General features: G+C 37.7%; 1 protein-coding gene. It reads right to left on the bottom strand.

The window, feature by feature from the left end:
* Positions 1-268, bottom strand: a 268-nt coding sequence (locus JFC08_RS14100) for an IS630 transposase-related protein (RefSeq protein WP_198331119.1), incomplete at its 3' end; no start/stop codon positions are given.
* Between the last annotated feature and the right edge of the window lie 50 nt (positions 269-318).

Genomic DNA, 318 nt, shown 5'->3' with positions numbered 1-318 from the left:
CAGCCTCGATGCCCGACTTGCTACACCCAAAACGCTGTGCTCTCTCGTACAGGTAATCGTCTGGATGTTGTTCAACATCTTTTAATAAAGCTTCGTTAGGTATTTTACTGGGTGGTTTATTGCGAGTGAGTTTAATACTAGGGTCTTTGAGCCAATTCTGTAACGTGGCCTTACTAATGTCATAAAATGCACAAGCGTGTCTGATACTCATACCTTGTTGTTTAACACTTTTAATCACTTGAGCACGAAAATCTGCTGAATAAGTCATAATCTTTTTACTTTTCGCTTGTTTTAAAACTAATGTACCACTTTTATAAA

The sequence above is a fragment of the Psychrobacter cibarius genome, from assembly GCF_016107535.1.
GTDB classification, from domain to species: domain Bacteria; phylum Pseudomonadota; class Gammaproteobacteria; order Pseudomonadales; family Moraxellaceae; genus Psychrobacter; species Psychrobacter cibarius.
The sequence above is the reverse complement of the archived record's forward strand: the minus strand, read 5'-3'. Positions and strand labels throughout refer to the sequence as shown.